The 24,822-nt window shown below is 61.5% G+C and carries 22 protein-coding genes and 2 pseudogenes; 14 read left to right on the forward strand and 10 right to left on the reverse strand.

The genetic code is table 11. The features are described 5' to 3' along the window. Nucleotide 1 precedes the first annotated feature (1 nt). From J7U39_RS30425 to glpK, 5 genes are all read left to right on the forward strand, one after another. Nucleotides 2-868, forward strand: a complete 867-nt coding sequence (locus J7U39_RS30425) for a sugar ABC transporter permease (protein WP_210633696.1) — start codon at nucleotides 2-4, stop codon at nucleotides 866-868. A 14-nt stretch (nucleotides 869-882) separates the two neighbouring features. Continuing rightward, a complete protein-coding gene (locus J7U39_RS30430; RefSeq protein WP_210633698.1) occupies nucleotides 883-1,710 on the forward strand; it encodes a carbohydrate ABC transporter permease in 828 nt (275 codons plus the stop codon). Between the two features lie 13 nt (nucleotides 1,711-1,723). Next, on the forward strand, nucleotides 1,724-2,005 hold the full coding sequence (locus J7U39_RS30435; protein ID WP_064806467.1) for a DUF2160 domain-containing protein: 282 nt from the start codon (nucleotides 1,724-1,726) through the stop codon (nucleotides 2,003-2,005). A 77-nt stretch (nucleotides 2,006-2,082) separates the two neighbouring features. Further along, a complete protein-coding gene (locus tag J7U39_RS30440) occupies nucleotides 2,083-3,807 on the forward strand; it encodes an ABC transporter substrate-binding protein (protein ID WP_210633699.1) in 1,725 nt (574 codons plus the stop codon). A gap of 153 nt (nucleotides 3,808-3,960) precedes the next feature. Beyond that, nucleotides 3,961-5,463: a glycerol kinase GlpK gene (gene glpK, locus J7U39_RS30445; RefSeq protein ID WP_210633701.1), complete on the forward strand. Its 1,503-nt coding sequence runs from the start codon at nucleotides 3,961-3,963 to the stop codon at nucleotides 5,461-5,463. Here the strand turns inward: glpK and J7U39_RS32125 are convergent. Then, nucleotides 5,408-6,078 (reverse strand): annotated as a pseudogene (locus J7U39_RS32125) (hypothetical protein); the annotation flags it as partial. The gene glpK and the pseudogene J7U39_RS32125 sit on opposite strands and share 56 nt — an antisense overlap. A gap of 149 nt (nucleotides 6,079-6,227) precedes the next feature. On the opposite strand from J7U39_RS32125, the gene J7U39_RS30455 reads away from it, so the two are divergent. Further along, nucleotides 6,228-6,659: an antitoxin Xre-like helix-turn-helix domain-containing protein gene (locus J7U39_RS30455; RefSeq protein ID WP_064696724.1), complete on the forward strand. Its 432-nt coding sequence runs from the start codon at nucleotides 6,228-6,230 to the stop codon at nucleotides 6,657-6,659. Further along, on the forward strand, nucleotides 6,656-7,138 hold the full coding sequence (locus tag J7U39_RS30460) for an RES family NAD+ phosphorylase (protein ID WP_210633704.1): 483 nt from the start codon (nucleotides 6,656-6,658) through the stop codon (nucleotides 7,136-7,138). The genes J7U39_RS30455 and J7U39_RS30460 overlap by 4 nt, the downstream gene beginning before the upstream one ends. Before the next feature lie 62 nt (nucleotides 7,139-7,200). On the opposite strand, the gene pdxA is transcribed toward J7U39_RS30460, so the two are convergent. From pdxA to J7U39_RS30480, 4 genes are all read right to left on the reverse strand, one after another. Continuing rightward, nucleotides 7,201-8,184: a 4-hydroxythreonine-4-phosphate dehydrogenase PdxA gene (gene pdxA / locus J7U39_RS30465; RefSeq protein ID WP_210633706.1), complete on the reverse strand. Its 984-nt coding sequence runs from the start codon at nucleotides 8,182-8,184 to the stop codon at nucleotides 7,201-7,203. Nucleotides 8,185-8,263: 79 nt separating this feature from the next. Then, entirely contained in the window at nucleotides 8,264-9,397 is a 1,134-nt protein-coding gene (locus J7U39_RS30470; protein ID WP_210633707.1) for an iron-containing alcohol dehydrogenase, read from the reverse strand. Nucleotides 9,398-9,751: 354 nt separating this feature from the next. Further along, a complete protein-coding gene (locus J7U39_RS30475; protein ID WP_210633709.1) occupies nucleotides 9,752-10,942 on the reverse strand; it encodes an exo-alpha-sialidase in 1,191 nt (396 codons plus the stop codon). A gap of 11 nt (nucleotides 10,943-10,953) precedes the next feature. Then, nucleotides 10,954-11,859 (reverse strand): dihydrodipicolinate synthase family protein, encoded by a 906-nt coding sequence (locus J7U39_RS30480; protein ID WP_210633711.1) that lies wholly within the window; start codon nucleotides 11,857-11,859, stop codon nucleotides 10,954-10,956. A 323-nt stretch (nucleotides 11,860-12,182) separates the two neighbouring features. Here J7U39_RS30480 and J7U39_RS30485 point away from each other — a divergent pair, with 323 nt between their 5' ends. The 7 genes from J7U39_RS30485 (at nucleotide 12,183) to J7U39_RS30515 (ending at nucleotide 19,822) form a co-directional block, all read left to right on the forward strand. Continuing rightward, entirely contained in the window at nucleotides 12,183-13,820 is a 1,638-nt protein-coding gene (locus J7U39_RS30485) for an ABC transporter substrate-binding protein (protein WP_210633713.1), read from the forward strand. Between the two features lie 130 nt (nucleotides 13,821-13,950). Continuing rightward, entirely contained in the window at nucleotides 13,951-14,907 is a 957-nt protein-coding gene (locus J7U39_RS30490) for an ABC transporter permease (RefSeq protein ID WP_210633715.1), read from the forward strand. Nucleotides 14,908-14,909: 2 nt separating this feature from the next. Then, nucleotides 14,910-15,869, forward strand: coding sequence for an ABC transporter permease (locus tag J7U39_RS30495; RefSeq protein ID WP_210633716.1), 960 nt, complete (start codon nucleotides 14,910-14,912; stop codon nucleotides 15,867-15,869). Continuing rightward, nucleotides 15,866-16,873 carry an ABC transporter ATP-binding protein gene (locus J7U39_RS30500; RefSeq protein ID WP_210633718.1) on the forward strand — a complete coding sequence of 336 codons (1,008 nt, stop codon included), beginning with the start codon at nucleotides 15,866-15,868 and terminating at the stop codon, nucleotides 16,871-16,873. Before J7U39_RS30495 ends, J7U39_RS30500 begins: the two co-directional genes overlap by 4 nt. After that, on the forward strand, nucleotides 16,873-17,865 hold the full coding sequence (locus J7U39_RS30505) for an oligopeptide/dipeptide ABC transporter ATP-binding protein (protein ID WP_210633719.1): 993 nt from the start codon (nucleotides 16,873-16,875) through the stop codon (nucleotides 17,863-17,865). Before J7U39_RS30500 ends, J7U39_RS30505 begins: the two co-directional genes overlap by 1 nt. Continuing rightward, entirely contained in the window at nucleotides 17,862-18,926 is a 1,065-nt protein-coding gene (locus J7U39_RS30510; RefSeq protein WP_210633721.1) for a four-carbon acid sugar kinase family protein, read from the forward strand. Before J7U39_RS30505 ends, J7U39_RS30510 begins: the two co-directional genes overlap by 4 nt. A 131-nt stretch (nucleotides 18,927-19,057) precedes the next feature. Next, nucleotides 19,058-19,822 (forward strand): FadR/GntR family transcriptional regulator, encoded by a 765-nt coding sequence (locus J7U39_RS30515; protein ID WP_210633722.1) that lies wholly within the window; start codon nucleotides 19,058-19,060, stop codon nucleotides 19,820-19,822. Between the two features lie 55 nt (nucleotides 19,823-19,877). Here the strand turns inward: J7U39_RS30515 and J7U39_RS30520 are convergent, their stop codons facing one another. From J7U39_RS30520 to J7U39_RS30535, 5 genes and pseudogenes are all read right to left on the reverse strand, one after another. Next, entirely contained in the window at nucleotides 19,878-21,662 is a 1,785-nt protein-coding gene (locus tag J7U39_RS30520) for a thiamine pyrophosphate-requiring protein (protein WP_210633724.1), read from the reverse strand. Nucleotides 21,663-21,773: 111 nt separating this feature from the next. After that, nucleotides 21,774-22,031, reverse strand: coding sequence for a hypothetical protein (locus J7U39_RS30525; RefSeq protein WP_247241827.1), 258 nt, complete (start codon nucleotides 22,029-22,031; stop codon nucleotides 21,774-21,776). Between the two features lie 40 nt (nucleotides 22,032-22,071). After that, nucleotides 22,072-22,157, reverse strand: a pseudogene (locus J7U39_RS32310) (DUF2934 domain-containing protein); the annotation flags it as partial. A 51-nt stretch (nucleotides 22,158-22,208) separates the two neighbouring features. Further along, complete coding sequence (locus J7U39_RS30530) at nucleotides 22,209-22,736, reverse strand: DUF4142 domain-containing protein (protein ID WP_210633727.1); 528 nt, start codon at nucleotides 22,734-22,736, stop codon at nucleotides 22,209-22,211. 101 nt (nucleotides 22,737-22,837) lie between these two features. Beyond that, on the reverse strand, nucleotides 22,838-24,820 hold the full coding sequence (locus J7U39_RS30535; RefSeq protein WP_210633729.1) for a protein-L-isoaspartate(D-aspartate) O-methyltransferase: 1,983 nt from the start codon (nucleotides 24,818-24,820) through the stop codon (nucleotides 22,838-22,840). Nucleotides 24,821-24,822: the final 2 nt, after the last annotated feature.

Here is a 24,822-nt window from a genome sequence, read left to right on the forward strand (position 1 = left end):
CATGCAGAAGACGTGGAACAACAAAGCCTGGTTTCTGGTCCTGCCGGTGCTGTTGCTCGTGGCCTTCTCGGCCGCCATCCCACTGATGACCGTGGTCAACTATTCGGTCCAGGATACGTTCGGCAACAACGAGTTCTTCTGGGCAGGTACCGACTGGTTCGTCCAGACTCTGCATTCCGACCGCTTCTGGGAAGCGCTCGAGCGCAACCTGCTCTTCTCCTTCATCATCCTGGCGCTGGAAATTCCGCTCGGCATCTTCATAGCGCTCAACATGCCGAAGAAGGGTATCGGCGTTCCGGTCTGCCTCGTTCTGATGGCGCTGCCGCTGCTCATCCCGTGGAATGTCGTCGGCACTATCTGGCAGGTCTTCGGACGTGTCGATATCGGCCTCCTCGGCCATACGCTCGAAGGGCTCGGCCTCGATTACAACTATGTCCGCGATCCCGTCGATGCCTGGGTCACCGTCATCGTCATGGATGTCTGGCACTGGACGAGCCTCGTCGTGCTGCTCTGCTATGCCGGCCTCGTCTCGATCCCCGACGCCTATTATCAGGCCGCCAAGATCGACGGCGCCTCGCGCTGGTCCGTATTCCGCTATATCCAGCTTCCGAAGATGAAGCGGGTGCTGCTGATCGCCGTGCTCCTGCGCTTCATGGACAGTTTCATGATTTATACCGAGCCCTTCGTCGTCACCGGCGGCGGCCCCGGCAACTCGACGACCTTCCTGTCCATCGATCTCGTGAAGATGGCCGTCGGCCAGTTCGATCTCGGCCCCGCCGCGGCGATGTCGATCATCTACTTCCTGATCATCCTGCTGCTGTCATGGATCTTCTACACGGTCATGACCAGCAGCGACGCCAACGCCTGAGAAAGGAGAGATCCATGGCTGCGACAATGAAATACAAGCCCGCCGGAAATTTCTCCTGGGTGGTCACGACGCTCTACATCGTCTTTCTGCTCCTGCCGATCTACTGGCTGATCAACATGAGCTTCAAGGAGAATGCCGAGATCACCGGCGCCTTCTCGCTGTGGCCGCAAAACCCGACGCTCCGGAACTACGCCGTCATCTTCACCGATCCGTCCTGGTATAGCGGTTATATCAACTCCATCATCTACGTGGTGATGAACACTGTTATCTCGGTGCTTGCGGCGCTGCCGGCGGCCTATGCCTTCTCGCGCTACCGGTTCCTCGGCGACAAGCACCTGTTCTTCTGGCTGCTGACCAACCGGATGGCGCCGCCCGCCGTCTTCGCACTGCCCTTCTTCCAGCTCTATTCCGCCTTCGGCCTGATCGACACGCACATCGCCGTGGCGCTCGCCCACTGCCTGTTCAATGTGCCACTGGCAGTCTGGATCCTCGAAGGCTTCATGTCTGGCGTGCCGAAGGAGATCGATGAAACCGCCTATATCGACGGCTACTCCTTCCCGCGCTTCTTCGTGAAGATCTTCATGCCGCTGATTGCGAGCGGGATCGGTGTCGCCGCCTTCTTCTGCTTCATGTTCTCCTGGGTCGAACTGCTGCTGGCCCGCACGCTGACGACGACCGCGGCAAAGCCGATCTCGGCGATCATGACACGCACGGTTTCGGCGGCCGGCATGGACTGGGGCGTACTGGCGGCAGCCGGCGTGCTGACCATCATTCCCGGCGCGCTCGTCATCTATTTCGTTCGCAATTACATCGCCAAGGGCTTTGCCCTGGGCCGCGTCTGAGGAGGAGACGGCCATGAATTTTTCCTGGATGGCTTGGACACTGCCGACGGCGCTGTTCTTCCTGACGATCCTGGCGCTGCTAATAGCCATGAGCGTCTGGGAATATTTTTCGCCGGGCGGCACGCCGCGCACAGGCGTGCTGCGGTTCGAGACGACGCGCGGCGACCGGCTTTTCATTTCGCTGCTTGGGGCAGCATTCATTCATCTTGCATGGCTTGGGCTCGCTGGGCCCAACCTGTGGTGGGCTCTTGCTATTTCCGTAGTCTACGCCATTGGCGTGTTCCGCTACGTGTAACGGCAGGGAGAAGACAGATGGCCGGGGGTACTGGCCGCCTGAGACGTGACTGCAATCGCAAACCCTGGGAGGATATTATGCGACGGCACTTATTGACGACGACAGCAGGCTTGCTGCTGGCGATGACAGCATCGGCCTATGCCGGCATGGACGAGGCCAAGACGTTCCTCGACAAGGAAGTCGGTGATCTCTCGACGCTTACCCGCGCCGACCAGGAAAAGGAAATGCAGTGGTTCGTCGATGCCGCGAAGCCCTTCGCCGGCATGGACATTAAGGTCGTTTCCGAAACGATCACCACGCATGAATATGAATCGAAGGTGCTGGCTCCGGCCTTCACCGCGATCACAGGCATCAAGATCACCCATGACCTGATCGGCGAAGGCGATGTGGTGGAAAAGCTGCAGACGCAGATGCAGTCGGGCGAAAACATCTACGACGCCTACATCAACGACTCGGACCTGATCGGCACCCATTGGCGCTACCAGCAGGCCCGCTCGCTGACCGACTGGATGGCCAATGAAGGCAAGGATGTCACCAATCCTGGTCTCGACGTCGACGACTTCATCGGCAAATCGTTCACGACGGCGCCTGATGGCAAGCTTTACCAGCTGCCGGACCAGCAGTTCGCTAACCTTTACTGGTTCCGCTACGACTGGTTCAACGACGAGAAGAACAAGGCGGACTTCAAGGCGAAGTACGGCTACGATCTCGGCGTGCCGGTCAACTGGTCGGCTTATGAGGATATTGCCGAGTTCTTCACCGGCCGCGAGATCGACGGCAAGAAGGTCTATGGCCACATGGACTACGGCAAGAAGGACCCGTCGCTCGGCTGGCGCTTCACCGACGCTTGGCTTTCGATGGCCGGCAACGGTGACAAGGGCATTCCGAACGGCAAGCCGGTCGACGAATGGGGCATCAAGGTCGACGAGAACTCCCGTCCTGTCGGTTCGTGCGTCGCACGCGGCGGCGACACCAACGGCCCGGCAGCGGTCTATTCCATCCAGAAGTATCTGGACTGGATGAAGGCCTATGCACCGGCCGCCGCTCAGGGCATGACCTTCTCCGAATCCGGACCGGTCCCCTCGCAAGGTGAAGTCGCCCAGCAGATGTTCACCTACACGGCCTTCACGGCCGACTTTGTCAAGGAAGGCCTGCCGGTCGTCAATGCGGACGGCACACCGAAATGGCGCTTCGCACCAAGCCCGCACGGCGTCTACTGGAAGGACGGCATGAAGCTCGGCTATCAGGATGCCGGCTCCTGGACGCTGATGAAGTCCACACCCGTCGATCGCGCCAAGGCGGCCTGGCTCTATGCCCAGTTCGTCACTTCCAAGACTGTCGACGTGAAGAAGAGCCACATGGGCCTCACCTTCATCCGCCAGTCGACGCTCGATCATAAGTCCTTCACCGATCGCGCGCCGAAGCTCGGCGGCCTGATCGAATTCTACCGTTCGCCGGCCCGCCTGCAGTGGTCGCCGACCGGTACGAACGTTCCTGACTATCCGAAGCTCGCGCAGCTGTGGTGGCAGGCGATCGGTGACGCCTCTTCCGGCGCCAAGACGGCGCAGGAAGCGATGGACTCGCTTTGCTCCGAGCAGGAAAAGGTGCTGCAGCGCCTGGAACGCGCCAAGGTCCAGGGCGATATCGGTCCGAAACTCGCCGAAGAGCATGATCTCGCTTATTGGAATGCGGATGCGGTAAAGAAGGGCAACCTGGCACCGCAGCTGAAGATCGAGAACGAGAAGGAAAAGCCGCTGACCGTCAACTACGACGAGCTCGTCAAGAGCTGGCAGAAGAAGTAAGGCGGACCCGGCCGGAGGCGACGAGGCCTCCGGCCATCACTTCCTGCCACCGGCAGCAAGCCGGTGGCATCCCACAATCTTTCTCTCATCAAACCCGGCGTCCTGCCGCTGAGCGGCAGGCTGAGCGGTTTCGTGCGAGCCGGAGATGGATGTATGAGCGGCTATATTCTTTCGATCGACCAGGGCACGACGTCTTCACGCGCCATCATCTTCGATGGCGACATGAAAATGGCCGGCTCGGCGCAGGCGGAGATCACCCAATATTATCCGCAGCCCGGATGGGTGGAGCATGACGCCGCCGAAATCTGGCAGTCCGTCGTCGACACGGTGCGCAGCGCGATCGCCGATGCCGGCATGAACGCCGCCGCGATCGCGGCGATCGGCATTACCAATCAGCGTGAGACGGCAGTCGTCTGGGATCGCAAGTCCGGCGCGCCGCTTCACCGCGCTATTGTCTGGCAGGACAGGCGCACGGCCGAAATGTGCGAGAGCCTGAAGGCCGACGGATATGAGAAGCTGTTCAGTGCCAAGACAGGCCTGCTGCTCGATCCCTATTTCTCCGGCACGAAGCTGCGCTGGCTGCTCGACAATGTCGATGGCCTGCGGGAAAAGGCGGAGGCGGGCGAGGTCTGCTTCGGCACGATCGACAGCTGGCTGATCTACAAGCTGACTGATGGTCGCGTGCACGCTACCGATGCGACCAATGCGTCGCGAACGCTGCTCTATAATATCGATGACGGGGCATGGGACGAGGAGCTTCTCGGCATTCTCGGCATTCCCTCCGCCATGCTGCCCGAGGTCAGGGAATGCGCCGATGATTTCGGCCGGGTCGACGAGGCGCTGTTCGGCGCCGCGCTTCCGATCCTCGGTGTCGCCGGCGATCAGCAGGCTGCGGCCGTCGGCAATGCCTGTTTTGATCCTGGCATGATGAAATCCACCTATGGCACCGGCTGCTTCGCTCTGCTGAACACCGGCCGGGATCGCGTTTCCTCCTCCAACCGGATGCTGACGACCATTGCCTGCCGGCTCGACGGCGAAACGACTTATGCGCTCGAAGGCTCGATTTTCATTGCGGGTGCGGCCGTGCAATGGCTGCGCGACGGCCTCGGCATCATCAGCCAGGCTTCCGAGGCAGGGGTTCTTGCGACCAAGGCGGACCCCGGCCAGCAGGTCTATATCGTTCCGGCCTTCACCGGCCTCGGCGCGCCCTATTGGGATCCAGCCGCGCGCGGCGCGATCTTCGGCCTGACGCGCAACAGCGGGCCGGCGGAATTCGCCCGCGCCGTGCTTGAATCCGTCGCCTACCAGACGCTCGACCTGCTCGTTGCGATGAAGAAGGACTGGGGCGCCAACCAGTTGGAAACCGTCCTGCGTGTCGATGGCGGCATGGCCGCGTCCGACTGGACGATGCAGTGTCTGGCGGACATCACGGGAAATCCCGTCGACCGCTCGGCGATCCGCGAGACGACGGCGCTGGGAGCCGCCTGGCTCGCCGGCTCGAAGGCCGGCATCTGGCCCGGCAGGCGAGAGTTTGCACAGGCCTGGGCCTGCGACCGCCGCTTCAATCCCTCGATGGAGGAAGGCGAGCGGCAGACCAAGATCATCGGTTGGAAGAATGCCGTGTCGCGCATGATTTCGGACACGGCGGCGGGATAGCGGCGAGATCGATGCCGTGGGTGTCAAACCACCAATCCGCACTCATGGCGGAATAGCGGTCGCGAAGGCGCAGATATTTAACGCGGAGCCGCTTCTGGCGTTCGACTTCGTCCTTAAAGAAGGGATGGTCGAGCGTGCCGCCCATCTTATGGATGCGGCGGAGCAATTTCCGCAGAACATATCCCTGTTCCTTGTTGCCCGGCCGATAGCCGCTTTCCACGATTGTCGTGACGGTCTCGCACAATGTCTCCAGCGCATCGCTTTGCGGCGTGCCGTTGACGATCATATCGAGACGTTCCCCGCCGAAGCCGACGTCTATGCAGCTTCTGAGCGGATTGACGATGTTTCCGATCTCGACCCCATCTTTGTAGAACGCGGTGCAGTATCCCGTGATGCTGCCATCGCTCCAGATGCATTGCGAATCTGGAACGACGGGCACGCGCCCACTATAGAACGGCGTCCATTCAAGCAGGTGGTCCGGATGGATCGTTACGTGATCCGGCGTGATGCCCAGTGGTCCAGAAACGCAAGCCAGAAGTCGATGGCATCGCCGACTGTCATTTCTCTAAGCGAAAAAAGGCCAAGCATGGTGAAGTGGAGAAGATGAGTCCCGTCTGGATCAGGCGTCCCGCGGTGACATAGGCAACCTCCTTCGCTGTTCGTGTCTTTCTGCAACATAGCGGTATGACGCGCATGCAGACAGGCTATTGAACATTGGCTCATTTGAGACTAAATATAACCTCAAGTGAATTGGAGCCAATTGCATGACCGGATTTGCAGTCGTTGCCGATGTTCTCGGCTTGCCAGCCAGGGAGCCGGCCTCGCGTTCGGCCTTCGGGCTGCTTTCCAGCATCGAGGAGGGATTGCCGGTCAAGGCGCTTGACCGGATGGCGCTGCTTCTCGCACCGAGCGATGCGCAGTTCAAGTACCGACTGGTGCCGAAGGCCACCTATGAGCGGCGCAAGTCCAAGCATCGGCTCTCCTCCGACGAGGGCATAAAGCTCGCTCGCCTCGCGCGCGTCTGGGGGCTGGCGCTCGATGTCTGGCAGAGCGAGATCGAGGCGCGAGATTTCCTGTTCCGCCCCCATGCGATGCTGGAGGACAGGCGGCCGATCGACGTCGTTATCCAGAGCGAAATCGGCGGCGAACTCGTTCTCGATATCCTCGGAAGCCTGAAATACGGCAGTGCTGCGTGAGCGCGCAACGCCTGGATCGCACGCTGACATCTGTCCGCATCGGAGATCCTGACGGAACCTATCCGATCTTCGACGCCACCGGCTCGACCATAGCGCCGGGGCGGTGGAATACGGCAGGCAGCCCGATCATTTACACGAGCGAACACTATTCGACGGCGCTTCTCGAAAAGCTCGTGCATGGCAGCGGGCGGCTGCCGCCAAACCAGCATTATGTCACCATCACCATACCGCGCGGGGTTAGCTACGAGGTTTTCTCCGAGCCCGCGCTCTCGGGCTGGGACAGCATGCCGGCCAGCGTTAGCAAGGACTTCGGCGAAGGCTGGTGCCAGGAGAAGCGCAGCGCTATCCTGCTGGTGCCGAGCGTCGTCGCCCGCGTCGACCGCAACGTGCTGATCAATCCGGCGCATCCGGAATTCTCCTCGATCACGGCAAGTCTCCACGAGCCAGTGTTCTGGGATCGCCGTCTGTTCGGCATGTGACGCGGCAGCAGGAAAACGTTTCCCCCGAGCAATGGCGCTGTCGCACCTCTCTAATGTTGCGATCAGGTCTTCTGGCGCGGCGAGCGGGCCATCAGCCTGGCATAGGCAATAGCCGACAGCATGTTGACGTGATTGGCTTTGCCGGTTCCGGCGATGTCGAAGGCGGTGCCGTGATCGACCGAGACGCGGTCGATCGGCAGACCGAGCGAGACGTTGACGGCCGTATCGAAGGCAACGAGCTTGATCGGTATATGGCCCTGATCGTGATACTGGGCAATGACCAGATCAAAGGCGCCGTTATAGGCCCGGGCGAAGACCGTGTCGGCGGAGATCGGACCGACAACGTCGATGCCCTTTGCTTGCGCCTGCTCGACGGCCGGCGCCAGGAATTCCATGTCCTCGGTGCCGAACAGGCCATTTTCGCCGCAATGCGGATTGAGGCCGGCGACCGCAATGCGGGCCTTTTTGCCCAGGCGCAGGAAATGCCTGTGGCCGGCTTCGATGGTCGCGAGCACCCGCTCGGTCTTGGCGCGTTCGATTGCGCCTTTCAGGGAGATATGGGTCGAGACGTGGATGGTATTCAGCCGCTCGGAAGCGAGCAGCATGAAGGAGCTCTTCGAGCCTGTGAGGTGCGCGAGAAGCCCGGTATGGCCGTCATGGTGATGGCCGGCAAGGTTCATCGCTTCCTTGTTGATCGGCGCGGTGACGATGACATCGGCTTGTCCCGACATGGCGAGATCGACGGCGCGGGTGATGTAGCGCACCGAGGCATCGCCGGCGACCGGGCTGACCTTGCCGATCTCGGGCAGGGCGGCGCCGAGCGAGACCTCGTCGACCGCGATCCTGTCGCCGGCGGCCTCGGCGGGTCCGAATTTCAGGCCCGAGCCGGTAACACGATCGGCCCGCTCCAGCGCTTCCACATTGCCGACGATAACGAAATCGCGACGCTCTTCGCTTGGAAGCGCCGCCAAGGCCTTGACGATCACTTCGGGGCCGACGCCGGCGGGATCACCGAGTGTCACGGCGACTTTCGCATTCCTGTCCATCAATCGAGTTCCTTCTGAAACCGTTGCTTAGGTCCGAAGCATGATGTCGAAAACCGCCCACACTTTTCGGCATCATGCTTTAAAAGGCGGCCGCGTAAATCGAGCGAATGTCGGCGCGGGTTAGATCGCGCGGATTGTTGTCGAGCAGCCGGCGAATGGCAAAGGCGTCATCGGCCATCGCATCGAGATCGCTTTCCGGCACGCCTAGGCCGGAGAGCTTCATTTCGATGCCGAGTTCGGCGCAGAAAGCGTAAGCCGCATCGAAGACGGAGGCGATGTTTTCCGCGGTTTCGTAGCCGAGCGCCGCCATCACCGCTTTCGTCTTCTCCGCGGCTGCCGGCGTGTTGAAGGCGAGAACATGCGGGAAGATCAGAGCATTCGCGGCACCATGAGCCACGTGCCAGCGCGTGCCGAGAGGGTAGGCGAGAGCATGGCCGCCGGCAGTATTGACCGGGCCGAGACAGAAGCCGCCGTAAAGGGAGGCGAGCGCGAGACCGGCGCGCGCCTCCGCGTCGCCGCCGTCCTTGACGGCACGGGCAAGATATCTGCCGACGAGCCGCGTTCCCTCGATCGCATAGATGTCGACCATCGGATGGGCTTTGCGGTTGGTGAAGGCTTCGACACAATGGGCCATGGCGTCGACGCCGGTTGCGGCGGTGGTGCGCGCCGGCACGCTGAAGGTCAGCGCCGGATCGACGATGGCGATGTCGGCCAGCATATGAAAGCTTTCAACGGCGAGCTTCGCCATCGTCTTGGGATCGGTGACGAGCGCGCGGATGCCGGCCTCGCTGCCGGTGCCGGACGTCGTCGGCACCTGGGCGAGCCCGACTTTGCGCGGGCCGTTGACCTTGTTCGGACCGACAACCTCGTGCAGCGTCTGCGTCGAGCCGGCAAGAACGGCGGCGAGCTTTGCCAGATCCATGGCGCTGCCGCCGCCGAAGCCGACGATCAACTCGGCATCGGCGGCGTTAGCCACTCCCAATACTTTGTCGAGGTTGGCCGTATCCGGCTCGGGCGTCACCTCGGAAAACACCGTGACCTCGCCCTTCAGTTCCAGCACATCGATGCGCGAAGCGTTGAACGCATCCGAGATCACAAGCGTGCGCCTGTAGCCCTTTTCGGCAGCCCATCTGCCGAGCTTTCCCGCCGTGCCGATGCCGAACTCGATCAAATGCGGCCGAACTATCGTGATTGGCGAACCCAAGCTGGCCATGAATCAGTCCTCCCTGCGGATCTTGCGGCAACAGTGTCGCCCTCTTTAATGTAAAGTTGTAATGTCAATGTCAAGTCGGCATTCCAGAGGGCTGAAAATTTTGTCGCCTGATATCGGAACGTTGAAGCTCTCATGCGGAGAGAATATACATAAACATCAGGTAAATCTGCACGTTATCGGATCTCTGTCTTTGAATTCCAATAATCCGCTCAGGCCGAACCTGCCTATCGTATGTTCGAGGAGCCAGTCGAACTTGTTATCAAGCTCAAGCCGTTCGACCGGTCGAAGCCGTTGAATCCCGCGTTCTTCTCCCTCTCCGGACGCAGATTTACAATTGCTCAGCCGCCGCCTCGCTTACGGCAAGGATTGCGGGGCGAGGCGCACATATTTGATGGCGCGCCGATAGTATGTGTAGGCGATATGGAGTGTGCCGTCGCCGCCTTGGACGACTGAGGGATAGGAGAATTCGCGGTTCAGCGAATCCTTGGAATTGTTGCTGAGGCAGAAGCCATCGCCGGTATCGAGATCCATGCGATGCGGAAAGCTCTTGCCGCCATTCCTCGATATCGCGAGGCTCAGCGGCGCACGCGGGACACCCCAGACCGCCTTGCGGCCGACATCGGAAGCAGGAACGGTAGCTGTCGCTCCGGCCTCGTCGCCCTCGATTTCATCGTAGAGAGACTGGCGCCGTGCATCCGACATGGCTGCATTCGAATGGTTATAAACCATTGCAATCGCTCCATCATCCAGGACTGTGGCCTGGATCGAGGAATTGTTGTTCGGCAGGTCCGTGGGCTCCGGAGCGCTCCACGTCCTGCCGCCGTCGTTCGATCGGCTGGAAAGAACGGTCTCGGCGAAACGGTTGCGGTAGAAGGCGATCATCTCGCCGCCGCCGAGTGGAAGGATGTTCATGTGCACGGCGCCGATGCTGTCGGGAACGTCGTTCATCTGCCAGCTCGCGCCGCCGTCGCGCGAGATCAACACCGCTGCCGTATCGGCGTCGCCGCTCCAGCGCCGGCCGTCGAGGCCGACGCAGCGGAAGATTGGGAGCAGCCATTCGCCTCTGTCGTTCACGACGATCTGCTGGCGAACGAAGGTACCGGGGCTGTCGCAGAGGATACGGACCGGGCCGAACGTCCGGCCGCCGTCATCGGAGATCCGGCATTTGACAACGGAGCCGTCCTGATTGCCCGAGGTCTGCGAGGTAAAAAGCAGCCATGTCTTTCCGTCAGGAGCATTGAAAATCAACGGGTTCTGCTCGGATTTCTCCGGATCGTCGCTCATCTTCTCCGGTTCGGACCAGCGCTCGGAGCCCGGCGCCAGCCGCGACATGTAAATGGAGATATCGCCCATGCCCTCCATAGTTCCGCCGAACCAGACGCAGGTCAGCGCGCCATCGGGCAGAAAGGCGAGATTTGCCGCGTGGTTCTGGATGCAGGGCGAGGGCAGATAGGTGTCTGCGCGGCCCTCGACAGCGGGGTGGGCTGTGATGGCCCCGGTCATCAGGGCGGGAACGGCTTCGGGGGGCAGTCCGGTAAAGCGCATGGCGGGTCTCCTCAGGGCAGCTTGGCGTAGCTCTCGGCGAGTGCGGCATAATCCGCTTCGCTGAGCGGCATTAGTGGTGCGCGGGTGCGCCTCCATGCGGGATTGCCCGTCTTCAGCCCGACCATTGCCTTGATGGCCGGGATCTGGACGTAGGAGTTGGAAAGTGTGCGGTAAGCATTGATGCGCGCCTGCGCCGCCTCGACTCCGCTGGCGCGCCTCTCGTCGTGGACATGGTCGTAGACCGTGCGCAGTGAATCTGCCACGAGATTGGAGGTCGCAGTGATGCAGCCCGCGCCGCCGGCCTTCAAGAGCGGCAGCAGCAGGGGATCGGCGCCCGCCAGGACGGAAAAGCCGGGATAGGCAGCGATAATGGCCTGCATGTTGTTGAAATCGCCCGCAGATTCCTTGATGCCTACGACGGTTTCCGGGAAAGCGGCAATCAGCCGGCCGATCAGCGGAATGGAGAGCGGCACACCCGAGACCTGCGGGATATGATAGAGGATGACCTGCAGTCGCGTGTCGGCGACTTTCTCCAGCACCTGCGAATAGGCGGCAAAGAGGCCGTCGTCTGAGACGCCCTTGTAGTAGAAGGGCGGCAGCATCACCACCTTGGTGACGCCGAGCGACAGGGCGTGCCGGGTCAGTTCGACGGTCTCCGGAATGGCGACGACGCCCGTTCCCGGCAACAGCTTGTCGGAAGGAATGCCGGCCTCCAGCGCCGCTTCCAGAATGGCGCGCCGCTCGCCTCCGGAAAAGGAATTGGCCTCACCCGTTGTGCCGAGCAGGGCCACGCCATGACATCCCTCGGCCAGCAGCCGTCGGCAATGATCGGTGAAAAGGCTGAGATCCGGCGTATTGTCCGCGGTCAGCGGCGTTGCGGCCGCGCTGAAAACGCCTGTAATCCTGTGATGGCTCATTCCGCCCTCCCTTCGGCGCGCCTTGTCTTGCCGATCCGTCGAACCGTCCGACAGCACATGCGATTGTCATTTGTCTGTGGCGATGGAGTGCAAAGAACTTTTCCATCGCGGCGCTTTTGTCAAGAAGACAAAATGAGTGACTGCGGAGGCGAAATATTATCTAACTGTAATTATAGTGTTATTTTTATCAGATAATTTTCGTCGGATTAAAATCGCGTTTTTTTGTTGACATATTTACAATAACGAGGGAACGATATGACAGGGATTATGCTGCGCCTGGAGGGTGCAGGGAGAGTGCTGCCGATTAATTGTGGGAGGAATGCATGTCTTTTGATCAATCTGACAAAACCAATCTATCACGTCGCAATGCGTTGAAACTCGGCCTCGCCGCCGGCGTCGGCCTTACCGTCTTCGGGATGAATGCCCGCATCGTGCTGGCGGACGAAGGCCAGGTCCTGAAAGTCGCGCATCCGGCTTTCGACCAGGACTGGTCGCCGCTGCGTGGTGGCGGCAGGACCTTCCGCTGGAACGCGATCTGGTGGGCTTCGCCGATGTATTTCGACAGCCAGGGCAATCTCAAGCCCTATGTCTTCACCAGCTGGGAATCGGCCGACAACATCGTCTGGACCTTCAAGATCGATCCCAAGGCCGTCTTCTCCGACGGCAGCAAGATTACCTCGGCCGACGTCAAGGGGTCGTGGGAAGTCGCCTCGATGCCGAACACCAAGAGCCAGCGCGCCGACCAGGTGCTGAGCAAGGTCAAGGGTTATGCCGAGATCGCCGCCGGCTCCGGCAAAGAGCTGACCGGTGTCGCGACTCCCGACGAAGGAACGGTCGTCGTGACGCTCGCCGGCGCCGATCCGATCTTCTTCATGCGCCTGGCAAACCACATCGCGCCGATCACCAAGGCGTCGCAGTCACGCGGTAGCGACGGCGAGGAGGTCATCGATTGGTACAAGCCCGACAGCAAACCGGTCTTCTCCGGGCCTTTCAAGCTGACGAGCCTCGATATCGACGCCGGCAAGCTTACTTTCGAGCCGAATGAACATTTCTTCGGGCCGAAGCCGAAGCTTGCGCGCATCGAGATCACCTCGATCGAGGACAATGTCACCGCGACCTCGCTGATCAACTCGGGCGAGTTCAACGCCCATACAGAGCTCGTCACCTCGACCATTATTCAGGACCTTGGCCCGGAATTCTCGGCCGGCCCGCTGATCCCGACCAGCCAGCATTTCTGGTTCAATATCTCCCGCGCGCCGATGGACGATCCGAAGGTCCGCCAGGCGCTGATCATGGCGGTCGACCGTGATGGCCTGTTCAAGGCTTCTTATCCCGATGGGCCGCACAAGAAGGCCGACCAGATCCTCAACTCGGTTCCAGGCGCGGAGAATTCCGGCTTTGAACCTTTTCCCTACGACCCGGAAGGCGCCAAGAAGCTGCTCGCCGAATCGAGCTACGGCGGTCCGGAGCGGCTGCCGAAGATCATGTTCGTCGGCATTTCGGCGCCGGCGATTGAGGCGGCGGCCCAGTTCATCGCCGAGCAGTGGCGCCAGAACCTCGGCATTACAGCGGTTGACATGAAGCCGCAGCAGGACGCCTACGCCGGCCCGGACCAGAACTCGGTCCAGATCTTCCGCGACGACGTCGGCACCCGCGTTCCCGATGCCGTTTCCTATCTCACGGGCTGCATCGCCTCGACCTCGTCGAATGCGCAGAACAAGCTCGGCGGATACAAGAACGACAAGGTCGACAGCGCCCTTGCCGAAGCGGCGACCAAGGCTGCGGACGATCCGCAGCGCATCGCTCTCGCCCAGCAGGCGCAGAAGGCCTTCCGCGACGATTGGGCCTTCATTCCGTGGTATTCTCAGGCGATGTCGCGCTGGGCCACCAAGGAGGTCAAAGGCCTCGATAAGAACCTCGACTGGCAGGTTGTCGAACCCTGGAACATCTCCATCGGTTGATCTCGGAAAGCCCTGTTGGAATTGACAATGAGCGCGCGAGGGCCTTGCGGCCTTCGCGCAAGTTTCAAGAAGAGATGCGATCCGTCAGGCTGATGAGGGAAACGCATCGTATAACAGGTGGGAGGTGGCCTTGCTGCGCTACGTGCTAACCCGGTTTGCCATCTGGATTCCGTCCGTTCTCGTGGTCATGCTGGCTGTCTATGCGCTGGCTTTTTACGGCGCCGGCGACCCGATCAAGCTGATCTTCCTGCGCGCGCCGGGCGATGTCGCCTACAATCCGCAGCGCATCGAAGCCATTCGCGAAAGCGCGGGTCTCAACAGGCCCTTCATCGAGCAGTTCGGCCTTTACATCTGGAACCTGCTGCACGGCCATTTCGGCAACTCGCTGACATCGGGCCGCGCCGTCTGGGCGATGGTCTCGGCCGCTGCGCCTGTCTCCTTCCAGCTTGCCCTCTGTTCCATCATTCTGACCGCCGTCGTCGCGATCCCGCTCGGCATGATCGCCGCGCTGAACCAGAATTCGCGCCTCGACTACGCCATTCTGGGCTCCGCGCTTTTCCTTTGGGCGATCCCAGCCTATGTCGCCGGACCACTGCTGATGGTCGGCCTCATCGTGCTGCTGCCGGGCGTGAAAGTGCCCTATGGCTGGGGCGGCATCCTCGATATCAGAATCCTGCTGCCGCTGATCGTCCTCTCCTTCCAGCCGATCGCGCTCATCGTGCGCCAGACCCGTGCCGCCGTCATCGAGGTGCTGTCGGAGGATTTCGTCAGGACCGCCCGGGCCAAGGGCGTGCCCGAAATCATCGTCGCGCTGCGTCATATTCTGCGGCCGGTGCTGACGCCCGTCGTCACGCAGCTCGGCCTGATCATGATTACGATCGTCAACGGCGCGATCTTCGTCGAACTCGTCTTCGGCCTGCCGGGTCTCGGCCGGCTGACGGTACAGGCGCTGATCAATTCCGATTATCCCGTCATCCTGGCGATCACGCTGATCGGATCGTTCCTGGTGATGGTGTCGAACCTGCTGGTGGACGTGCTCTATCCGCTGCTCGACCCACGCGCCAACGATGCAAGAAGGAGCCGCTGACCATGTCCGCCATCCCTCTTTCCACCGCCGAAACCGTCGACGAGCCGCCGGTCAGCCTGTGGCGCGATGCCTGGCATCGGCTGCGGCGCAACAAGCTCGCCGTCTTCGGCCTCGTCATCGTCCTGATCCTCGCCTTCACGGCGATCCTCGGGCCTTATCTCACGCCCTATGATTATCTCAGCCAGGACCTCAGTGCCCGCAACGCGCTGCCGTCGATGAGCCATCTCTTCGGAACCGACGACCTCGGTCGCGACGTTTTCAGCCGCGTTGTCTTCGGCACGCGGACCGCGTTCCTCGTCGCCGTCATCGTCACCTTCTTCGCGGTGCTGATCGGCTTGACGCTCGGCGCGGTGGCCGGTTTCTTCGGCAATCCTTTCGATCGCGCCATCATGTGGCTGACTGACGTGACGATGTCGGTTCCCAACCTGCTGCTCGTCGTCGTCATCAACGCGTCGCTGAAATCGCCGATCACCCGGTGGATGGAGGCGCGCTACCTCGAGACCCTCAACCCCTTCTACCGCCAGACCATATGGGTGGACTTCATCCTCGTCTTCGGGTCGATGGCGCTGATCTCCTGGCCGCCTTATGCCCGTCTGGTGCGCGCCCAGGTGCTGTCGATCCGCAGTCGGCCCTACATCACCGCGGCCCAGGCGCTCGGCCTGTCGAACTGGATCATCATCAAACGTTATGTCGTGCCGAATGCGCTTGGCCCGCTGATCGTCTCGGTCAGCGCCGGTCTCGGCACAGCGATGGTGCTGGAAAGCGCCTTCAGCTTCTTGGGTGTCGGCGTCAATCCGCCGACGCCGAGCTGGGGCAACATGATCTCGGACGGCCTGCGCGTCTGGCAGCATTATCCGCATCTTCTCGCCGCTCCGGCGGCCGTGCTCGGCCTCGCCTCGGTTGCCTTCAGCTTCCTCGGCGACGGCCTCAACGACGCGCTCAACCCGCGGGGCGGCAAATGATGGATACGAAAAGCACAGAACGCCTGCTCGATGTCAGGGGTCTTACCGTCGAGATCGATGGCCGCAACGGCCCGGCCGTCGTCGTCGACGGCATCGATCTCCACGTTGACAAGGGCGAGACCCTCGGCGTCGTCGGCGAATCCGGCTGCGGCAAGAGCCTTACCATGCTGAGCCTGATGCGGCTCCTGCCGAACAAGATCAAGGTCGCCAGGGGATCGGCGACCTTCGACGGCCGCGACCTGCAGACGATGTCGAACGGCGAGCTGCGCAAGGTGCGCGGCGGCGATATCGGCTTCGTCTTCCAGGACCCGATGACCTCGCTCAATCCCGTCATGCGCGTCGGCGACCAGATCTGCGAGCCGCTGATCTATCACCGCAAGATGAAAAAGGCGCAGGCCCGCGCCCGCGCCGTCGAGCTTCTGCGCCTGGTCGGCATTCCCGGTCCGGAAGAGCGCCTGCAGGCCTTTCCGCACGAACTATCAGGCGGCATGCGCCAGCGCGTGATGATCGCCATCGGCCTTGCCTGCAATCCCAAGCTCCTGATCGCCGATGAGCCGACGACGGCACTCGACGTCACCATCCAGGCCCAGATCGTCGGTCTGGTGAAGGATCTGCGCGCCAAGCTCGGCATGTCCGTCGTCTGGATCACCCACGACCTCGCTTTGATTGCCGGTCTCGTCGATCGCGTCGCCGTGCTCTACGCTGGCACCGTCGTGGAAGATGCGCCGGTGGACGAGCTCTATGCTCGTCCGAGCCATCCCTATACGCGCGGTCTGCTGTCCTCGATCCCGAAACTGTCGGATCCGCCGGCAAGCCGGCTGCGCTCGATCGGCGGCACCCCACCGGAGCCCGGCCGCCGGCCGAAAGGTTGCCCCTTTGCGCCGCGCTGTCCGCTTGTAGAGGCGGTCTGTCACGAGAAGGTGCCACGGCTCGAACCGCTGAGCGGCAGCAGCAATCATCGCGCCGCCTGTTTCGTCGTCCAGAGAATGCAGGAGGCCGCGTGATGGCTGCTCAACCGCTGCTCAAGATCGAAAATCTGGTCAAGCATTTCCATGTCAAGCTCGGTGCTTTCGGTGAGCGGTCGGCGACGGTCTATGCGCTCGACAATGTCGATCTCGACATCATGGAAGGCGAGACGCTGAGCCTTGTCGGCGAATCCGGCTGCGGCAAATCGACGACCGGTTTCACCATCCTCAATCTCTATAAGGCGACCAGCGGCAAGGTCGTCTACAAAGGCCAGGACCTGGCCACCCTCGACGAGAAGCAGATGCGGCCTTTCCGCCGCGACCTGCAGATCGTCTTCCAGGACCCGTATTCGACGCTCAATCCGCGCATGACCGTGGGCGAAGCGATCGGGGAGCCGATCCTCTTCCATAAGCTCTGCGCCAAGGCCGAGCTGAAGGAGAGGGTGGCGACGCTGCTCACCGATGTCGGCTTGCCCACACGCTTTGCCCAGCGCTATCCGCACGAGCTTTCCGGCGGCCAGCGTCAGCGCGTGGTCATCGCCCGCGCGCTCGCCTGCCAGCCGAAATTCATCGTCTGCGACGAGGCGATCTCAGCACTCGACGTGTCGATCCAGGCGCAGATCATCAACCTTCTGCTCGATCTGCAGGAGAAATACGGGCTGACATACCTCTTCATCGCCCATGATCTCGCTGTCGTGCGCCACATCAGCACCCGCGTCGGCGTCATGTATCTCGGGCGGCTGGCCGAACTCGCCACCCGTGAGGAGCTCTTCGACAATCCGCTGCATCCCTATACCAAGGCGCTGCTGTCGGCCGTTCCGGAGACCGATCCGGAACTGGAGCGCACCCGCCAGCGCCAGATCCTGCAGGGCGACGTGCCGAGCCCGCTGAACCCGCCGTCCGGCTGCCGTTTCCACACGCGCTGCCCGATCGCAATGGATGTCTGCAGCAAGGTCATCCCGGCCTGGAAGGAAGCCAGGCCCGGCCATCTCGTTGCGTGCCACGCCGTCAACACGGAGCAAATCGCATGACGCTGAAGGCTGCGATCATTGCCGACGATTTGACCGGCGCGCTCGATACCGGCACGCCCTTCGTCGAAGCCGGCCTTTCGGTCGTCGTCGCGATTGATATGGAGGCGGCCCGGGAGGCGGTCGCCATCGGTTGCGATGTCGTCGTCGTCAATACCGCCTCCCGCGCGCTGGATGAGCGCGAAGCCGCCGAAAGAGTACACTCGGCGGCGGAGGTCTTTCGTGGCGAGAAGCCGGCGGTCGTCATGAAGAAGATCGATTCCCGGCTGAAGGGCAATGTCGCGGTGGAAAGCATGGCGCTGGCGAAGGCATTCGGCCTTAAGACCGTCGTCGTCGCGCCCGCCATTCCCGATCAGGAGCGTTTGACCTACCGGGGCTGTGTCGTCGGCCGCGGCATCAACCGGCCGCTGCCGATCGCTGAGCTGTTCAAAACTGGCGCGGACCGCATTGTCGTTGCAGATGCCGAGGACGATGTCGATCTTGACCGGATCGCCGAGGGTCATGACTGGCAGACGACCCTTGCGGTCGGCGCACGGGGTCTTGGCGCCGCACTTGCGCGCCACCTCGGCGAGAGAGGTCCATCGACCAAGAGGGAATTTGCAGCAAGTCCGCGGACCCTGTTTGCCTTCGGCTCGCGCGATCCGATCACTGCCGCTCAGATGAACCGGCTTGAAAGCACAGGCGCCTTGCGCATGGTAGTGGATGCGCCGATGGGCGAGATCGAATATGGAGAGGGTCTGGCGCTGCCGGTGCTGTTGCGTTGCACAGGCGATATGGCGGCCGATGCGCGGCTCGTCGCCCGCAATTTTGCGGCAGGCGTCAAGGCTGTCATCGACGACACGAGGCCGGATATGCTGATGGTCGGCGGTGGCGATACGGCTCTTGCCGTTTTCCGCATATTGGGTGTGAGGGTATTGACGCCCAAGGGCGAGATCGAGGCGGGCATTCCCTGGTTCGATGTGACGGCCGCCGATGGCCGGCGGTTTCGGTGCGCCGTCAAGTCGGGGGGCTTCGGTAAGCCTGATAGTCTGCTAAAACTGGTTCTTCGGAATCAGGCGGCATAGAACAGGATGATTTAGGCCAACCAGCCTAAATCATCCTGTTCTAAATTCTGTAGTGAGAGCATGATGTCATCCGAAAACCGCTCACACTTTTCGGCGTCATGCTCTAGTAAGATACCGTCGGGGAGAATGACGTGGTTGAAGCGAATAGCGAATCTTTGAACGCGGAAGCCGGCCCGCCGGGCAAGCCCGAACGCGGCAAGGCCGTCAAGCTGGTCGATCGTGTCTTCGACCAGCTGCTCGAGCGGATTCGTGGCGGAAACTACCCACCGGATTCACGCCTTCCCGGCGAACATGAACTTGCCGCGATGCTGGGGGTTTCCCGGCCGATCGTCCGCGATGCGCTGGCGCGGTTGCGTGATCAGGGCATGGTCTATGCCCGACAGGGAGCTGGGACCTTCGTCAGCGCGCATGGATCGCCGACGACTCAGCTTGCCTATTCGCCGGTCAAGACGATCGCCGATATTCAGCGCTGCTACGAATTCCGGCTGACCATCGAACCGGCCGCGGCCTATTTCGCTGCCAAGCGCCGCAATGAGCAGGCGATCCAGAAGATCGCCAGCGCCCTTGCGGATCTTCGCGAAGCGACCAGCCATCAGCTTCACCGCACCGACGCCGATTTCATCTTTCATCGCGCGGTGACCGAGGCTGCCAACAACCATTATTACACCGCCTCGATCGATGCGCTGAAAGCCCATATCGCCGTCGGCATGCACCTTCATGGTCTTTCCCTGCTCGGACCCCGCCAGGGGTTGGAACAGGTCTATGAAGAGCATAACGCCATCTACAAGGCGATCGCTGATGGCCGGGCTGATGATGCACAACGGCTGATGAAGGCACATCTCGAAGGCTCCCGGGACCGTCTGTTCGAGGGCAGGGTGCTGGATCTTTCCTTCTGAGACGCCTTCGGGATTGGCTCAGACAATTCGTAACGGTGAGAGACAATGTCGTCAGCTACCGTCGCGACAGGATGCCGGCAAAGAGCTGGCGGAAGGTACCGGCAATGACGCCCGTCTCATGCGGATCCCCCGTCATCAACGCCGAGGTGAGATTCCGCATCTGCTCGAAGGTGATGTGCGGCGGCAGCGGCGGCACTTCCGGGTCGGTCTTCACCTCGAGGATGACGGGGCAATCGGAGGTCAGGGCTGCTTCCCATGCGGCGCTGAGCTGAGCCGGCCGATCGACGAAAATGCCGCGCAATCCGATGAGGTCGGCGAACTTGTGATAGGCTATGTCAGGAATGGACTGCGACGCGTCGAATTTCGGATCGCCCTCCATCACCCGCTGCTCCCACGTCACCTGGTTCAGATCCTGGTTATTGAAGACGCAGATGACGAAAGTCGGATCGGCCCAGTCCTTCCAGTATTTGGCAACGGTGATCATCTCGGCGAGATTGTTCATCTGCATGGCGCCGTCGCCGACCAGGCCGACGACGGGGCGATCGGAGTGAGCGAATTTGGCGGCGATCGCATAGGGCACGGCAGCTCCCATCGAGGCCAGTCCGCCGGAAAGCGATGCCTTCATGCCGCGGCGCATCTTCAGGTCCCGGGCATACCAGTTTGCGCAGGAGCCGGAATCGCTGGTGACGACGGCGTTTGCCGGCAGCCGCGGCGACAGCTCGCTGACGACGCGCTGCGGATTGACCGGATTGGCGTCGACGTGGGCGCGCTCGTCCAGGGTCTTCCACCAGGAGGCGACGTCTTTCTCGATCGTTTGCCGCCAGCTGCGATCCGGATTTTCCCGCAAGAGAGGCAACAGCGCCCTGAGCGTTTCGGCCGCATCACCGGTCAGGTTGAGCTCCATCGGATAGCGCAGCGACAGCATGTCGGGATTGATGTCGATCTGCACGCCGCGCGCCCGGCCTTCCTCCGGCAGGAATTCGGAATAGGGAAAACCGGAACCGATCATCAGCAGCGTGTCGCAGTCACGCATCAGGTTCCATGAGGGTTCTGTTCCGAGAAGGCCGATCGAACCCGTCACCCATGGCAGGTCATCCGGCAGCGCGGCCTTGCCGAGCAGGGCTTTGGCAGCGCCCGCCTGGAGGCGGTCCGCAACGGCAATGACTTCGTCCGTGGCGTTGATCGCGCCGGCGCCGACGAGGATCGCCACTTTCTTCCCCGCGTTCAGAATATCGGCCGCAGCCTGAAGATCGTCTCCATGCGGAAAGACCCGCGGCGGGTGGTAACCCGGACCCGAATGCACGGTTCCATGCTTTCGCGCTGGCTCCTCATAGGGCATTTCCTGCAGATCGTTCGGCAAAATGATCGCTGTCACCGTTCGGTTTGCGAGCGCGATGCGAACCGCGCGGTCGATCAGATGGCGCACTTGCGCCGGAGCGGAAGCCTGTTGCACGAAATCGCTCGCGACGTCCTTGAAGAGGGCGGCTAGGTCGAGTTCCTGCTGGTAACGTCCGCCGAGCGCGCGACGCGCCTGTTGGCCGACAATGGCGAGAACTGGCTGATGGTCCATGCGAGCGTCGTAAAGACCGGTGATCAGATGGGTGGCGCCAGGTCCCGAGGTTGCGATGCAGACGCCAAGTTCGCCTGAGAACTTCGCATAGGCGCTGGCCATGAAAGCCGCCATTTCCTCGTGTCGTGCCTGGATGAACTCCATCTTGTCGGATGCGCGATGGAGCGCCCCGAAGACGCCGTTGATGCCGTCGCCGGGATAGCCGAACATACGTCGCACGCCCCATTCGCGAAGCCGTGCCACAAGGAAATCGCCGACTGTTTTCGCCATGGATGCTGTTCTCCCGAGATCGTGTGAGATGCGCTGGAAGCGGATCTACTCCGGATCAAGCCGCAGTTTCAGTGCCGGGCTAATCGATGCGACCCGGTCTGCTTCCGTGGGTTAATAGCTGAGCCGGCCCCAGGAGGGATCCCATTCGACGTCCTCGACAAGTTCGACGAAGACGGGGCTGTTGCTGTTGCCTCTATGGGACTCTGCCAGTTGGAATGCCGCCTCAGGCTCCATTTCCTCGCCGGGATAGACCGTGTCGTCCAGGTCGCTTTCCGCGACCTTGCGAACATATCCCCGGATCTGGTTGCCCGATCGATAGAGTTTGATGATCAGCGACCCTGCCGGCGCCGAGCCATGGGAATATCGGATGTAGTCCCGACCATCTTGCGCCGGGTCACCCGCTCGATACCAATGTGCGAGGTCCTGACCTTCCGGGCGCCCCTCGCTTTCCCAAATCCGGTAGGCACGGATCCTTCGTGTCTCCTCATCGATCATTCTTGCCTCCCGTCGGGCCTCATGATCACCTTGACCATGCGGTCCTGCCGCTTACTTGTTGAGCTCTTTGGCCATCTGCAGATGATGTTCCAGAGCGGGGCGCGTACTTGCAGCCCATGCCTTCAGTTCGGGATTGTCCCCTTCGTCGCCATAGCGCTTGAAGAGATCGACCGCGTCCTCATGGGCAGATTCCTGGTCGGAGTGATACTGCTTGTTGAAATCGGCTCCTTGCAGGCCGTTCAGCTTGTCGAGCATGCTTTGCTGATCCGACGTCATGGCGCTCGGAAGCGCCGCCTTGACCTTGCCGCTGGAAACCAGTGCCTTGAGTTCCTCGCTGGTCTTCTGGTGGTCGGTGAGCATCTGCTGCGCGAAGGCCTTCGTCGCATCGTCGCCACGCTCGGTCCCAAGCTTGCTGGAGGCGATTTCGAACATGTCGCTTGCGGCTGCTTCCTTGACGAAATCTTCGGTTTTCGGCGGCACACCGATCAGGGAATTGACCCCGCTCTTTTCGGCAGCCGATTGGGCGAAGGCCGGGACAGCAAGCGAGAGGGCGAGCGAGGCGATAACACAGCGTTTCATAAGGATCTCCTGGGTTGGTGATCGCCAAACTTGCGCACAGGCGCAGAGTTCCCGCCTTATCGCGTTGTTGATGATCGCTCTTCGTTCGACACAGCCGGGGCTTAGAGCCCAAAGGGAAAAGTTTCCGGATCCGATGTACCGAACTCCGGTGCCATGAGCGGCGAAAGCGCCCGGGTTTCATCGAACCAAAGATATGCATCATATTGCCGCGACAGTGATGCCGACATGTAATGGCTCAGCCGTTCCGTTTCCGGCCGGTAGATGACGCCGATGAAGCGCTGAAGCCGCTGGTCGACGAGGCTTGCATGCAATTCTTCATCGGCCGCGAGGTCGAGGAGAAATCGCGGCTTTCCGGAATCGTGACAGAGACGCTCGCAGCTTTGCGGCAGGGACGGATTGACTTGCTTCTTCTCGGCCTGTCCATCCCAGTCGCTTGCCGCAATCACCTCGCCGGAATGCGTACCCAGTCCTATGAGGCTTGTCATTCCATCGAAACGCTGCCGACACAGCTGGCCAAGATTCAGTTCGTCGCGGGCGGCTGCCATATCGGTATAGCGGGCATCGCCGATATGCGAGTTGTGCGCCCATATGATGATCTTTGCCGTCGGACCGTGGAAGTCGAGGAGGTGCTCGACGGTATCGGCCATGTAGGTGTCGCGGAGATTCCAGGCCTGAGAACCGCCGTAATACATGATCCGGTAATACCGCTCGGCTGCGGCAAGCAACCGCGCCGACTGGGCGGCGTTCAGAAAGTCATGACCGTCTGAGGCAGCGTCGTCCAGGGATCGCGCCAGGAGCTCCGTGCATTGCTTGAGCACCGCCTCCTCGCATGACCTATAGGCATCGGTGAGCACGGCCCGGCCATAAGTCGCCGGATCGCTCTGCCAGGGGCTGAGGCAGCCATAGCGTTCCCTGGCAATCTCGGCGGTCTCCGGGCTGACATCTTCGAGATAGTCGAGGACCGAGCGGATCGATCCCGACATGTTGTAGAGATCCAGGCCGTAGAACCGGATCGGATCGGCGTGTAAAGCCTTGCGACGCTCATTATGCCCCTTCAGCCAGCCGAGGAATCGCGAAAATTCCAGGTTCCGCCACATCCACCTGGGAAAACGGCTGAACGGCCGATCGCCTTTCGACGGCTGGCCGTTTATCCAGCGGTCGACCGCCGCGGCGTCCGGCCAATCCGCTTCGACCGCCACCATATTAAACCCGTGATGTTCGATCAGGTGACGGCTGATGGCCGCGCGTGCCTCGTAGAATTCGGCCGTGCCATGGGTGGATTCACCCAGCAGAACGATGCGGCTTTCGCCAAATCGATCGAAAAGGGCGGCAAAGCTCCGGTCGTCGACCGAGGGAAATTCTTCCGCCATGGTCGCGATGAGTTTGTAAGGCGTTTCCTCCATGCGCGATGACGGGGCTGCCGCCGTGTACATCGGATGTGCGGCAGTCCAGGCATCCTCGCCGATCAGGGGAACGAAGAAGACGCCGCCGAGATCCTCCTCCTCGAAGGTGGTTGCACCGGTGCGCGTGATGCGTTTCAGGCGCTGCTCTTCACCTCGGCCGACCGGGATGACGAGCCGCCCTCCGAGATCCAGCTGCTCCTTCAAGGCGGCCGGCACCTCGGGTGCGCCCGCGGAAACGATAATGGCATCGAAGGGAGCGGCTTTGGCCCAGCCCTTGCTGCCGTCGCCGACTCGGACGTCGATGTTGCGGTATCCAAGCTTCTCGAATCGCTCCCGAGCCTGAACTGCCAGCCTTTCATGCCGTTCGATGGAATAGACGTGCCTTGCGATCCGGCTGATGAGGGCCGAGGCGTAGCCCGAACCGGTTCCGACCTCCAGAACCTTGTCGCCGGCGTCCAGATCGGCTTTTTCGATCATCAGTGCGACAATGTAGGGCTGCGAAATTGTCTGGCCCTCGCCGATCGATAACGGCGCATCCTCATAGGCGAATTCCTCGAAACCAGGATCGACGAATTTTTCGCGCGGCACCATCCGCATCGCCCTGGTAACGCCTCGATCGCGAATGCCGCGACGCATGACATGATGTTCCACCATGTGGTCTCGGATGCGGGTCATATCCATGG

Source organism: Rhizobium sp. NLR16a (assembly GCF_017948245.1).
Classification (GTDB): Bacteria; Pseudomonadota; Alphaproteobacteria; order Rhizobiales; family Rhizobiaceae; genus Rhizobium.